This is a genomic window from Mesorhizobium sp. M1006 (genome assembly GCF_040318825.1).
GTDB lineage: Bacteria > Pseudomonadota > Alphaproteobacteria > Rhizobiales > Rhizobiaceae > Mesorhizobium.
The window spans coordinates 1-12278 of the sequence record NZ_JAMYMZ010000052.1 but is presented as its reverse complement, the minus strand read 5'-3'; the positions used below and the strand labels follow the sequence as shown (position 1 = coordinate 12278).

Annotated in this window: 11 protein-coding genes; 8 read left to right on the top strand and 3 right to left on the bottom strand. The window is 63.5% G+C overall.

What is annotated here, in order from left to right:
* Positions 1-12: 12 nt before the first annotated feature.
* The 3 genes from NKH60_RS29490 to NKH60_RS29480 form a co-directional block, all read right to left on the bottom strand.
* Positions 13-315: a DUF982 domain-containing protein gene (locus NKH60_RS29490; RefSeq protein WP_023677662.1), complete on the bottom strand. Its 303-nt coding sequence runs from the start codon at positions 313-315 to the stop codon at positions 13-15.
* Between the two features lie 164 nt (positions 316-479).
* Positions 480-2561, bottom strand: a complete 2082-nt coding sequence (locus tag NKH60_RS29485; protein WP_352874340.1) for an ATP-dependent helicase — start codon at positions 2559-2561, stop codon at positions 480-482.
* A gap of 94 nt (positions 2562-2655) precedes the next feature.
* A complete protein-coding gene (locus tag NKH60_RS29480; RefSeq protein ID WP_023677660.1) occupies positions 2656-2829 on the bottom strand; it encodes a hypothetical protein in 174 nt (57 codons plus the stop codon).
* Positions 2830-2951: 122 nt separating this feature from the next.
* Here NKH60_RS29480 and NKH60_RS29475 point away from each other — a divergent pair, with 122 nt between their 5' ends.
* The 8 genes from NKH60_RS29475 to NKH60_RS29440 all read left to right on the top strand — a co-directional run bounded on the left by NKH60_RS29475 (position 2952) and on the right by NKH60_RS29440 (position 12151).
* The gene (locus NKH60_RS29475) at positions 2952-3131 is read left to right on the top strand and encodes a hypothetical protein (protein ID WP_023677659.1); all 180 of its coding nucleotides are present in this window, start codon (positions 2952-2954) and stop codon (positions 3129-3131) included.
* 454 nt (positions 3132-3585) lie between these two features.
* A complete protein-coding gene (locus NKH60_RS29470) occupies positions 3586-5463 on the top strand; it encodes an ABC-F family ATP-binding cassette domain-containing protein (RefSeq protein ID WP_352501875.1) in 1878 nt (625 codons plus the stop codon).
* Positions 5464-5467: 4 nt separating this feature from the next.
* Positions 5468-5665, top strand: coding sequence for a hypothetical protein (locus NKH60_RS29465; RefSeq protein WP_352501876.1), 198 nt, complete (start codon positions 5468-5470; stop codon positions 5663-5665).
* Between the two features lie 42 nt (positions 5666-5707).
* Entirely contained in the window at positions 5708-7816 is a 2109-nt protein-coding gene (locus tag NKH60_RS29460; protein WP_352771135.1) for a molybdopterin-containing oxidoreductase family protein, read from the top strand.
* A gap of 56 nt (positions 7817-7872) precedes the next feature.
* Positions 7873-8571 (top strand): DUF2270 domain-containing protein, encoded by a 699-nt coding sequence (locus tag NKH60_RS29455; RefSeq protein ID WP_352472615.1) that lies wholly within the window; start codon positions 7873-7875, stop codon positions 8569-8571.
* Positions 8572-8761: 190 nt separating this feature from the next.
* On the top strand, positions 8762-10984 hold the full coding sequence (locus NKH60_RS29450; protein WP_502899638.1) for a cation:proton antiporter domain-containing protein: 2223 nt from the start codon (positions 8762-8764) through the stop codon (positions 10982-10984).
* A 379-nt stretch (positions 10985-11363) separates the two neighbouring features.
* On the top strand, positions 11364-11597 hold the full coding sequence (locus tag NKH60_RS29445; RefSeq protein ID WP_352874336.1) for a DUF680 domain-containing protein: 234 nt from the start codon (positions 11364-11366) through the stop codon (positions 11595-11597).
* A 281-nt stretch (positions 11598-11878) separates the two neighbouring features.
* Positions 11879-12151, top strand: a complete 273-nt coding sequence (locus NKH60_RS29440; RefSeq protein WP_352874334.1) for a DUF680 domain-containing protein — start codon at positions 11879-11881, stop codon at positions 12149-12151.
* Positions 12152-12278 lie beyond the last annotated feature (127 nt).

The following is a 12278-nucleotide window of genomic DNA, read 5'->3' as shown; positions in this document are numbered from 1 at the left end:
TGGTCGTTTCTGTCAGGCGGCGTAGCCGCCGAGGCCCCGGGCGACCGGCTTGACCGAGACCGCCGGCTGGGCGGCCGGCCAGAGGATGCCTGCCGTTACGGCAAAGGTGATCAGGGCGTCGCGTGCCGCTTCGGCCGAGATATCGCCGGCACGTGCCGCCTCGCAGGCCTTCACCGCGGCGCCATAGCTCAGCCGGCGGCGCGAAGGCGGGAACTCGGTCAGGAATTCGTGCATCTCGGAGAACGAAGCGATCGTACGCTTGTAGCCGGCGCCAACGGTTAGGGCGACCGGGGTGGAAAACGTCCTGTCGTGCATTCTGGCCTCTCGAATGGGCGGAGGTCACGGCGGACGCCGTTCTCCGGTCTGGGGGTCGGGCAGAAACGCGGATCACGGCGCGAGGTTCCATGTTGCCGGGATTGTTTTTTCGCCGGCTCCGGGAGCGGTCGCCGGGCGAGCAGCGCCGACGTCGAGGCAGGTGCCTATTTCCACATGCCGCGCATGCGGGCGCCGAGGTCGACACGTACCTGCGGCTGGCGGCGCGGATCGTCTCTGGCCTGGACGCTGGCCCAAGCCAGCTGTTCGAAGGCGCCTAGGATCGAGCGCGGGATGAAGCGCGTGCGCGAGGCATAGACACGGCGGTCGCCGCGCGCCGCCTGGCCGTGGACGAAAAAGCGATGCGGCATGACCATGTGCAGGCTGTCCTTGGCCCGCGTCATCGCCACGTAGAGCAGCCGCCGCTCCTCGTCGACGTCCTCCTTGCTGCCGACGCCGAGATCGATCGGGATGCAGCCGTCGACGGTGTTGAGCACGAAGACGTTCTTCCACTCCTGGCCCTTGGCCGAATGGATCGTCGACAGGATCAGATAATCCTCGTCGCGGTGCGGCGGGCCAGCCTCGTCGCTGGTCGCGTCCGGCGGATCGAGTGTCAGCTCGGTGAGGAAGCGCTCGCGCGACGCATAGCCGGAAGCGATCTGCTCGAGCTGCAGGAGATCGGCCCGGCGCGTCGTTGCATCCTCGTGGATACGTTCCAGATGCGGCTCGTACCAGAGCCTGACCTGTTCGATGTCGGCCGGCCATTTTTGCGCGCCGGCGCGCAGGCCGCTATAGAGCGCGACAAAACCCGGCCAGTCGTCGGCGGCACGCTGCGGCGGCCGATAGCGGGCAAGCCCCATCGTCTCGTTGAGCGAATTTGCCATGGTCTCGACGATCGCATTGGCGGCCGAAGGGCCGATGCCCGGCAGAAGTTGCAGCACGCGAAAGCCGGCGACGCGGTCGCGCGGGTTTTCGGCAAAGCGCAGCACGGCCAGCAAGTCCTTGACGTGAGCTGCATCGAGAAATTTCAGCCCGCCGAACTTGACGAAGGGGATGTTGCGGCGCGTCAGCTCGATCTCCAGCGGGCCGCTATGGTGCGAGGCGCGAAACAGCACCGCCTGTGATTTGAGAACAGTGCCGGCCTCGCGTTCGGTCAGTATCGCCTGGCAGACATAGCTCGCCTGCTCGGTCTCGTCGCGCACGCTGACCAGCTTCGGCTTTTCCGCCGATTTGCGCTCGGTCCAGAGATTTTTGGTGAAACGCTCCGACGCTTCGCCGATCACCGCATTGGCCGCCGCCAGGATCGTCTCGGTCGAACGGTAGTTGCGCTCCAGCATGACGACCTCGGCCGGCTGCGCGAACTGCTTCGGAAAATCCAGGATATTGCGCACTTCCGCGGCGCGGAACGAATAGATCGACTGCGCGTCGTCGCCGACCACCGTCAGCCCCGATCCGTCGGGCTTGAGGGCCGTCAGGATCGAGGCCTGCAGCCGGTTGGTGTCCTGGTATTCATCGACCAGCACATGGTCGAAACGCGCACCCAGATGCGCGGCGATTTCCGGCTCGCCGGCCATCTGCGCCCAGTAGAGCAGCAGGTCGTCGTAATCGAGCACATTCTGCGCCTGCTTGGCCTCGACATATCGGGCGAACAATTGCTTCAGCTGTTCGGCCCAGCCGGCGCACCACGGGAACACCGAACCCAGCACCTCGCCGAGCGGCGCCTGTGCGTTGACGGCGCGCGAATAGATCGCCAGGCAGGTGCCCTTGGTCGGGAAGCGGGCTTCGGTCTTTGAAAACCCAAGCTCGTGGCGGGCGAGGTTCATCAGGTCGGCGGAATCCTCGCGATCGTGGATGGTGAAGGCCGGATCGAGACCGATCTCCAGCGCATAATCGCGCAGCAGCCTGGCGCCGATGCCGTGGAACGTGCCGGCCCAGCTCAGCGCATCGGTAATCACCGAGGCATCGCGCCCCAGCACCTCGCCGGCGATGCGCTCGACCCGCTTGGCCATTTCCGCTGCGGCACGGCGCGAAAATGTCATCAAAAGGATGCGGCGCGGGTCGGCACCCCTGACGATCAGATGCGCGACCCGGTGCGCCAGCGTGTTGGTCTTGCCGGAGCCGGCGCCGGCAATCACCAGCAACGGCCCGGCGATCTTGCCGTCGCCATGTTCGACGGCAAGCCTCTGCTCGGCGTTGAGCTTCGCCAGATAGGCCGGCTGGAAGGACGAATCACGGGCGGCGAGGTTCATCGCCCATCAAGCATCGTTTCTGCTTTGTTCGCAACGGTTTGCGGAGCCGGAATAGGCCCCGTGAGCGAAGAAGCCTTGCGGGCAGGCTTGTCGACTAACGCTCGGGCTCGACGCCCATCCTTGCCGATTGCCGCCGTAGCGCCTCGCGATCGTCCTGTGGCGGTGGCAACAGCAGCGGATCGAAATCGTCGGGCACCTCATCGATCACTTTCTTGGCGACGCGATAGGCAACATAGACGATTGCCCCGGCGATGAGCAGACGGATCATGCCATCCTCCATTGATTGTGGAGCAACCGGAGACGCGGCATTTTGTTCCCAGGCCCCTTGGCGACTGCAGGAACGCGCAACCAAATCGCCGACGCCTCGTTGTCGGGCGAGAGGAGACTGCGATGAAAAAGCGCTCAATCCTGCTGCTTATGGCAGCTCTGACTGTTGCGGGTTGCGACAACAACATCCAGCCGACCAAGGCCCCTGGCGACACGGTCGATCAGAACCCGCAGGTCGACAAGAATCCGGTGCCGAAGTCGACGACCGGCGGCGATCAGCCCGGCACGCCGCCGAAACAATGACCGCCTCAAATGGCGTCGGCGCCGGTCAAGGAAGGTGGCCGGCGCCGCTTGGGAGGAAGCTGATGGCGCCGGCCAGGCGGAGATCAGGCCCGCCGCACATCCAAGGATAGCCGAGTCTTTCCGCAGCGTCATGGTCGATAGCGTACAGACGGCACGCCCCTGTGGACAAACCTGCCGGCCACAGCAGCGTTTGTTCATCACATAGTTCATTCTTCCCATGGAACAAACCAAGCTGCTGCGTGTTTGGATGTCGATCGGACGCTCCCAAGGCCGCCGTTCACGAAAGAGCCCGCTCTCCTTGTCCCCCCTCAGGATAGCGGGTTCTTTTTGCGTTTTGCGGGAAGTCGCGGCGCGCGGGGTCGACATCACCAGCTTTGTCGGTTTTCGCGGCTTATGCGGCGAACCGGGGCTCAAGCCCTTGCGAAGCATGGTTGTCCCGTGCAAAAGCCCGGCCATGCTGATCATCAACGACCTTTCGCTCCGCATGGCCGGACGCCTGCTTCTCGACCATGCCTCACTGACCTTGCCGGCCGGTAGCAAGGCTGGCCTTGTCGGCCGCAACGGCACCGGCAAGACGACCCTGTTCAAGGCGATCACCGGCGACCTCGCCTCCGAGACCGGCTCGATCAGCCTGCCCAAGAACACGCGCATCGGCCAGGTGGCGCAGGAAGCGCCGGGCACCGAGGAGCCGCTGATCGAGATCGTGCTCAAGGCCGACCTCGAACGGAGTGCGCTGCTCGAAGAGGAAAAGACGGCGGCCGACCCGCACCGCATCGCCGACATCCACATGCGGCTGGCCGATATCGATGCGCACTCGGCCGAGTCACGCGCGGCCACCATTCTCGCCGGCCTCGGCTTCGACGATGCCGCGCAGCGGCGCCCGGCCTCGTCCTTCTCCGGTGGCTGGCGCATGCGCGTCGCGCTGGCCGCCGTGTTGTTTGCCGAGCCCGATCTGCTGCTGCTCGACGAGCCGACCAATTATCTCGACCTCGAAGGCACGCTGTGGCTGGAAAACTACGTGTCGAAATATCCGCATACCGTGCTGCTGATTTCGCACGATCGCGACCTGCTCAACCGCGCCGTTAATTCGATCGTTCATCTCGACCAGAAGAAGCTGACCTTCTGGCGCGGCGGCTACGACCAGTTCGAGCGCCAATACACCGAGCAGCGCGAATTGCAGGAGAAGGGCCGCGTCAAGCAGGAAGCCGCGCGAAAGCACATGGAATCCTTTGTCGAGCGCTTCCGCGCCAAGGCATCGAAGGCGAGGCAGGCGCAGTCGCGCATCAAGGCGCTGGAGAAGATGAAGCCGATCGCCGCGATCGTGAACGACACGGTGCGGCCGTTCTCCTTTCCGGAGCCGGTGAAGACGGTGGCCTCGCCGATCATTGCGCTGAACAACGTCAATGTCGGCTACGTCGAGGGTGCGCCGATCCTGAAGAAGATGACGCTGCGCATCGATGCCGACGACCGCATCGCGCTGCTCGGCGCCAACGGCAACGGCAAGTCGACCTTCGCCAAGCTTTTGGCCGGCCGGCTGAAGCCGGAGACCGGCTCCATGACTGTGGCGCCCGGGCTGAAGGTGGCAATCTTCGCCCAGCACCAGCTCGACGACCTCAGGCCCGATGAAAACGCCTATGAACACGTCCGCCGGCTGATGCCGGACGCGCCGGAATCCAAGGTGCGCGGCCGCGTCGCCCAGTTCGGCCTGACCACCGAAAAGATGAATACCGCGGCCAAGGATCTGTCCGGCGGCGAGAAGGCGCGGCTTCTGATGGGCCTGTCGGCCTTCGAGGGGCCGAACCTTTTCATCCTCGACGAGCCGACCAACCATCTTGATATCGACAGCCGTGAATCGCTGATCCATGCGCTGAACGATTTTCCCGGCGCGGTCATCCTGATCTCGCACGACCGCCATCTGCTCGAAGCGACCGCCGATCGGCTTTGGCTGGTCAAGGACGGCGCGGTTAATCCGTATGACGGCGATCTCGAGGATTACAAGACACTGGTCACCGGCGTCTCCGGCGACCGCCGCGGCAAGCGCGAGGCGGACAAAGCGTCGAAGGCCGACCGCCGCCGCGATGCGGCCGCGCGCCGCGCCGCCTTCGAGCCGCTGGCCAAGGAAATCCGCGCCACCGAAGCGCTGATGGACCGCCTCCGCAAGCGCATCGACCTGATCGAGGACGAACTCGCCAACCCGGCCGTCTACGAAAAGGACCCGTCGACCGCGACAAGGCTGGCCAAGGAGCGCTCACAACTTGCGCAACAGCTGGCCGGCCATGAGGAAAAATGGCTGTCGATGTCGGCGGAGTACGAGGAAGGCACGGCGGAGTAGGACGATGTCGACAAAACTTTGGATCGAAGTTGCCAAGGTTTTGGTTGTCAATTCCGAAGCTGTCGCAAAATGCCCTGAGTGTGGAGACGGCAATCTGCTGGTCATCGACGCCGGAGCCGGATCATCGCATGTCGAGCGCCACATACATTGCCCGAAATGCGGCGCCTACAACGCCTTGCTCAAGCGCATTGATGGCGGGTAACTGGCCCTACACGCCGCCGCCATAAACGACTAGTTTGCTCCCATGAATCAGCACGCGAAGCTCAGAATCGGCCATTCGGCCTGTCCGCATGATTGCCCGTCGACCTGCGCGCTCGAGGTCGAGCTGCTCGATGAAAAGCGCATCGGTCGCGTCCATGGCGCCAAGGCCAACAGCTATACGGCCGGCGTCATCTGCGCCAAGGTCGCCCGTTACGCTGATCGCGTCCATCATCCCGACCGCCTGCTGAAGCCGCTGATCCGAGCCGGCGGCAAGGGCGAGGGCGCCTGGAAGGAATCCAGCTGGGAGGCGGCGCTCGACCTCGTCGCCGAAAGGTTCATAGCCGCCGAGGCAAAATATGGCTCGGAGACGGTCTGGCCCTATTACTATGCCGGCACGATGGGTCTGGTGCAGCGCGACGGCATCGAGCGGCTCAGGCACGCCAAGAAATATTCCGGCTTCTTCGGCTCGATCTGCACCAATCTGGCCTGGACCGGCTGGATGATGGGCGCCGGCGCGCTGCGCGGCCCCGACCCGCGCGAAATGGCAAAGTCCGACTGCGTGGTGATCTGGGGCACCAACGCCGTGGTCACGCAGGTCAACGTCATGACCCACGCCATCAAGGCGCGCAAGGAACGCGGCGCCAAGATCGTCGTCATCGACGTCTACGAAAATGCAACGATGAAGCAGGCCGATCTCGGCCTGGTGCTGAAGCCCGGCACCGACGGCGCGCTGGCCTGCGCGGTGATGCACGTGCTGTTCCGTGACGGCATGGCCGACCGCGCCTATCTGGAACAATACACCGACGATCCTCACGGTCTGGAAGCGCATCTCAGCACAAAGACGCCGCAATGGGCGGCTGATATCACCGGGCTTTCTGTCGACGAAATCGAGGCCTTCGCCCGTCTCGTCGGCACGACGAAGAAGACCTACTTCCGCCTCGGCTACGGTTTTTCGCGGCAGCGCAACGGTTCGGTCAACATGCATGCCGCGGCCTCGATCGCCGCGGTTACCGGCTGCTGGCAATATGAGGGCGGCGGCGCCTTCCATTCCAACTCAGGCATCTTCAAGCTCAACCAGGAACTGCTGGAAGGCACGCGGATGCGCGATCCCTCGATCCGCCATCTCGATCATTCGCGCATCGGCCCGGTGCTGACCGGGGCTGAGGATGCGCTCTATGGCGGCCCGCCGGTGACGGCGCTGCTGATCCAGAACACCAATCCGGTGAATGTCGCGCCGGAGCAGCGGCTGGTGAAGCAAGGTTTTCTGCGCGACGATCTGTTTTCCTGCGTGCACGAGCAGTTCATGACCGACACCGCCAAGCTCGCTGATGTGGTGCTGCCGGCGACGATGTTTCTCGAGCATGACGACGTCTACAAGGGTGGCGGCAACCAGCACATCACACTCGGGCCGAAGCTGATCGACCCGCCGGAAGGTCCGCGCACCAACCATTTCGTCATCGAGGAGCTCGGCAAAAGGCTCGGTGTCGCCGATCGTCCTGGCTTCGGCATGACCGAGCAGCAGCATATCGACATCATTCTGGGCAAGCGCGGGCTGGGCAGCTTTTCGAGCCTGAAAGAGCAGAAATGGGTCGATTTGCAGCCGGATTTCGCGGCCGCGCATTTCCTCGACGGCTTCGGCCATGCCGACAAGAAGTTCCATTTTCGCGCCGACTGGACGGGCCAGGCCGCGCCCAACCGGCCACCGAAAAGCATGGGCCTGTTCGGGCCGGTGGCGAGCCTGCCGGAATTCCCCGACCATGTCGACCTGATCGAAGTGGCGGACGAGGCGCACCCGTTCCGGCTGACCACCTCGCCGGCGCGCAATTTCCTCAATTCGACCTTTGCCGAAACGCCGGTATCGCAGGCAAAAGAGCGCCGGCCGGAGCTGCTCCTGCATCCCGATGATGCGGCGGCACTCGGCGTCGCCGACGGCGGCCGTGTCGAAGTCGGCAACCAGCGTGGCGAGGTGGTGCTGCACGCAAAGCTGTTCGACGGCATCAAGCGCGGCGTAGTCGTCGCCGAAGGCATCTGGCCGAACAGCGCCCATGAGCGCGGCGAGGGCATCAACGTGCTGACCGGCGCCGATGCGCCGGCGCCCTATGGCGGCGCCGCCTTCCACGACAACAAGGTCTGGCTGCGCCCGGCGGATTGAGCGTCGGAACGATATCTCCATCCGGCCGTTTTCGCGTGGCGGGTGGAGGCATTGTCATGGCAGAAGTGTTGCCGGCGCCGGATCCCATCGGAAGGACACTGTCGTCCGGCGAACTCGTAACCACGATGTCCCACTTTCATCGCGCCGAGATTGCGCGCATGGCTGGGTGGCGTGACCGCCTGGACCGGACGAGCAACTGGGCGATAACCGTTGTCGCAGCAATGCTGTCGGTTTCGCTTTCGACAGCCAGCGCTCACCATGGCGTGCTGCTGTTTGCCATGCTGCTTGTTCTGCTGCTGCTGTGGATAGAGGCCCGCCGATATCGCTTCTTCGACTTCTATCGGGCTCGCGTGCGCCAGTTCGAACGGCACTATTTCGCGCAGATATTCTCGCCGCAGCCGGACTTCGCGTCCGATTGGCTGTTGATCGTCGGCGAGAGCCTGCGCGCGCCGAAATTCCTGATTTCGCAACGCATGGCTTTGGCGCGCCGCCTGCGTCGCAATTACATCTACATGCTGCTGATCCTGCTGCTGGCCTGGATCCTCAAACTGTCGACCCCCAGTCTTCTGACCGAAGGTGTCCGCATCGGCTTCGTCGGGTCGATGCGTGAGGCGGTCGCCAGTGCTGCCTTGGGTCCAATTCCGGGCGCCGTCATCGTCGTGCTGGTCGCCGTCCTCTATGCGGGCCTGCTGGTGACAGCATTTCTGACAGAGAGCGACGACGGCGAACTCTCCTTCGGTGACGTCCACGTCTAGCAACGCAACGCCCTGTCTAGCAACGCAACGCCCTGTCGCGCGTTGTTGGACACGTGCATTGGGCGATGGGGGTTTCATGGCTTGGCAGGCTCCGACACGTTCCAGCCTGGCGCTGCTGGTTTGCGCTTTCGTCCCCGTGGGGGCGGCCTGGGCAGCGCAGACGCTCGTTGCCGGTACCCGGGCCTCGGGCATGGGTGGTTCGGGCGAAGGCGCTTTCGTCGCCGAGATCGTGCTTCTGCTGCTTGTCGGGCGCGGCTTGGGCGAAGTGCTGCAGCGTTATGGCCAGCCGGCAATCATGGGCCAACTGATCGGCGGCATCCTGCTCGGTCCTTCGCTGTTCGGCTGGCTGTGGCCGTCGGCCCAGCACCTGATCTTTCCCAGTGATCCTGCGCAAAAGGGCATGATCGACGCCGTCTCGCAGCTCGGCATCCTGATGCTGCTTTTGCTGACCGGCATGGAGACGGACCTGCGGCTGGTGCGCCGGGTTGGCGCGGCCTGTTTTTCCATTTCGGCTACCGGCGTCGTGGTGCCCTTCATCTTCGGTTTTGCGCTGGCGCAGTTCCTGCCGGACGCATTGCTGGCTGACCCCACGCAGCGCACCGTCGCCGGGCTGTTCCTGGGCACGGCGCTGTCGATCTCGTCGGTCAAGGTCGTCGCCATGGTGGTGCGCGAGATGAACTTCATGCGCCGCAACCTCGGACAGGTGATTATTTCCTCGGCGATCATCGAGGACACGATCGGCTGGCTGGTCATCGCCGTAACCTTCGGCATCGCCACCAATGGCAAGCTACAGTTCGCGCCGCTGGTGACCACCATCGCTGCGGTGGCACTGTTCATGGTGTTCTCCTTCACCATTGGCCGCCGTCTTGTCTTCACCTTGATCCGCTGGACCAACGATCAATTCCGCAGCGAGTTTGCGGTGATCACCATGATCCTCATCATCATGGGAGCGATGGCGCTGATCACTAATCTGATAGGCGTCCATACCGTGCTGGGGGCGTTCGTCGCCGGCATCCTGGTCGGGGAATCGCCCATCCTCTCCAGCCATATCGAAGGTCAGCTTCGCGGCGTCATCACCGCGCTGTTCATGCCGATCTTCTTCGGCATGGCGGGGCTTTCCGCCGATCTCACAGTGCTCGCCGATCCAACCCTTGCCATGCTGACGGGCGCTCTCGTGATCATCGCCAGCATCGGCAAGTTTGGCGGCGCGTTCATCGGCGCCAAGCTCGCCGCCATGTCGCTCAAGGAAGCAATCGCCGTCGGCAGTGCCATGAACGCACGCGGCTCGACCGAGGTGATCGTCGCCAGCATCGGCCTGTCGATGAACATCCTGTCGCACAATCTCTTCACCATGATCGTCACCATGGCCGTGATCACCACCTTGGCCATGCCGCCGATGCTGCGCTGGGCGCTCGGCCGGCTGCCGGTTGGGCACGACGAGCAGCAGCGTGTCGAGCGCGAGGCGTTGGACGAATACGGCTTCATTTCCAGGCTGGAGAGGCTGCTGGTGCTGGTCGACGACAGCAGGATCGGCAAGTTCACCGCATATCTCGCCGGACTGGTCGGCGGAGGCAGCGGCATGCCCACCACCTTGCTTCGCCTGCCCACCACCTTGCTTCAGCCGAAAGACGGCCGAGTTGACAGGCCGACCGACAGCAAGGGACAGGAGCGCGCCCTCCAGGAAATCAAAAAGGGTGCAAAAAAGAGCGCTCAGGCGGTGAAACGGATCGAAGATACGCTTGTCGACAAAGTCCATCTGACGGCCCGCACCGAATTGGATGCCACGGGTGAGACGATTGCCGAAGAGGCCCGCAAGGGATACGGCCTGTTGCTGGTCGGCCTGGACAATGTGCTGACCGCCGATGGCGCCTTCGCGCCGGCCCTCAACGACATTGCCGCAGGATTTGACGGCCCGCTTTGCCTGGTCCTGAACGGCGGCAATGCTGGCGAAAAGATGCCGACGCTGAGGGCCGGCACCAGCATTCTCGTCCCCGTCAACGGTACCCAGGTGGCGCGTCGCGCCGCCGACTTGGCGCTGGCGCTGGCCCGTCCAAACCGGGCGCGGATCAAGGTTCTCTACGTCTCGCAAAAGGCAGCCAAGGGCCGCAGGTCGACATCGGTGTCGCATAGCCGCGAAGAGGCCGTCCTGAAAGACATCGCTGATCTGGCGGGCCGCTACGGCCTGCATATCGACACAGCATTCCATACCCGCGTCACACCCGACAAGGCGATCACCCGGGAGGCGGCCAAAGGAGCGGCGATCGTCGTGATGGGCGTCACCCAACGTCCGGGTGAGGACCTGTTCTTCGGTGAAACCGCCGGCGCTGTTTTGGCCGCCTGCAACTGCCCGGTCGTGCTTCTGGCCAGCGCGCGGCCCAAGCACGACGCCGCTGGCGCTGAGCTGGCAGCGTGAATTTCACCGCGCATTGATCGGTCGGCAGGAATGTCGATCGAGCCTCTGAAAGCGCTGATCAGCCAAGCGTAAAAGAACTCGAACCGAACGGCTCGGTTCCGTTAGCAGAGAGTACAGGAAAGGGTGAACGCCGGCTCAAAGAATGTTCGCGCGGCAAATCACCACTGACCGCATAACTAATTGAAAATAAAACAGAAGATTGTGGCATAAGGGAACCTTATGCCGGATTTCAAGCGGCCAATTTGGCGCACCGGCACAAAATTTTTGTGATTGGAAACGACAGACTTGCCGACCCATCTCGGGGTGGTCCGAGCGACGCGAATTCCTCCCGAGGCACGCTACTTGACGGACAGACCAGAGAACTACCGGAGTACCCGAAATGACCAAGCTCGCTCTTGCCGCCGCCGCCATCCTCGTTGCCACCGGCACTGCTTTTGCCGGCAGCGACCATTATGGCTCGGACAACGTCAACCAGCCGGCTGCTACTGCTGCCAACGTCGACAACACCTTCACCGGTTCGATCCGCAAGCCGGTCACTTCCGAGCATACCGGTGCCAAGATAACCTCCGAGTCGGTGGCGCCTGAATCCGACCAAGGCATCTGGGGCCGCTGATTATCACGGCCTGCAACACATAGAGCGGCGGGCTTGGCCCGCTACTCTTGTCTTGCTTTCGCGTATCAACGGGCGTGTGCGCCGAATAGCATCCTGCGCCAATCGAATACTTTGATTTGCAGGTTTCATCTGTAGCCACAATCTCGGTTGCTGAAATCGTCCAGCAACGTGCACATCGGAAAAAGCCGGGTGCGTATTCGTCGGCGCGGACAGCGCTCTCATCTCGAATGCGTCGAAAGCAACGACAACTCACGAATGACCAGTACACTGGAGTACCTGAAATGACCAAGATTGCTCTTACCGTCGCCACCGTCGTCCTCGTCGCCACGGCCAGCGCCTTTGCAGGCAGTGATCACTATGGTTCGGACGGCGTCAACCAGCCGGCCGCGCCTGTTGGCAACGCGCCTGTCGGCAGCATCGACAACGGGTTTACTGGTTCCATCCGCAAGCCGCTGACGGCCGAGCACAACGCCGTCGACACCGAGGCGACGACCCGGTTCGGCGCGGATCAACCCGTAGTGCCCCAATCTGGCCGGGGCAACTGGGGCCGATAGATCCTCAAACCCAGGAGCACGAAGAGCCGGGGGGGTTGGCCCCCCCGTTTTTTTTGGCGCCACCCGGGGTTTGGGTAAAATGGGGCGAACCCCCGCCCGGAACTGGAGCGCGAAACGAAAAACATTT

What these genes read in the sequence shown, in the direction of transcription:
- NKH60_RS29490 (WP_023677662.1), bottom strand. Translation starts at nt 315, where the DNA reads ATGCACGACAGGACGTTTTCCACCCCGGTCGCCCTAACCGTTGGCGCC.
- NKH60_RS29485 (WP_352874340.1), bottom strand. Translation starts at nt 2,561, where the DNA reads ATGAACCTCGCCGCCCGTGATTCGTCCTTCCAGCCGGCCTATCTGGCG.
- NKH60_RS29480 (WP_023677660.1), bottom strand. Translation starts at nt 2,829, where the DNA reads ATGATCCGTCTGCTCATCGCCGGGGCAATCGTCTATGTTGCCTATCGC.
- NKH60_RS29475 (WP_023677659.1), top strand. Translation starts at nt 2,952, where the DNA reads ATGAAAAAGCGCTCAATCCTGCTGCTTATGGCAGCTCTGACTGTTGCG.
- NKH60_RS29470 (WP_352501875.1), top strand. Translation starts at nt 3,586, where the DNA reads ATGCTGATCATCAACGACCTTTCGCTCCGCATGGCCGGACGCCTGCTT.
- NKH60_RS29465 (WP_352501876.1), top strand. Translation starts at nt 5,468, where the DNA reads ATGTCGACAAAACTTTGGATCGAAGTTGCCAAGGTTTTGGTTGTCAAT.
- NKH60_RS29460 (WP_352771135.1), top strand. Translation starts at nt 5,708, where the DNA reads ATGAATCAGCACGCGAAGCTCAGAATCGGCCATTCGGCCTGTCCGCAT.
- NKH60_RS29455 (WP_352472615.1), top strand. Translation starts at nt 7,873, where the DNA reads ATGGCAGAAGTGTTGCCGGCGCCGGATCCCATCGGAAGGACACTGTCG.
- NKH60_RS29450 (WP_502899638.1), top strand. Translation starts at nt 8,762, where the DNA reads ATGGGTGGTTCGGGCGAAGGCGCTTTCGTCGCCGAGATCGTGCTTCTG.
- NKH60_RS29445 (WP_352874336.1), top strand. Translation starts at nt 11,364, where the DNA reads ATGACCAAGCTCGCTCTTGCCGCCGCCGCCATCCTCGTTGCCACCGGC.
- NKH60_RS29440 (WP_352874334.1), top strand. Translation starts at nt 11,879, where the DNA reads ATGACCAAGATTGCTCTTACCGTCGCCACCGTCGTCCTCGTCGCCACG.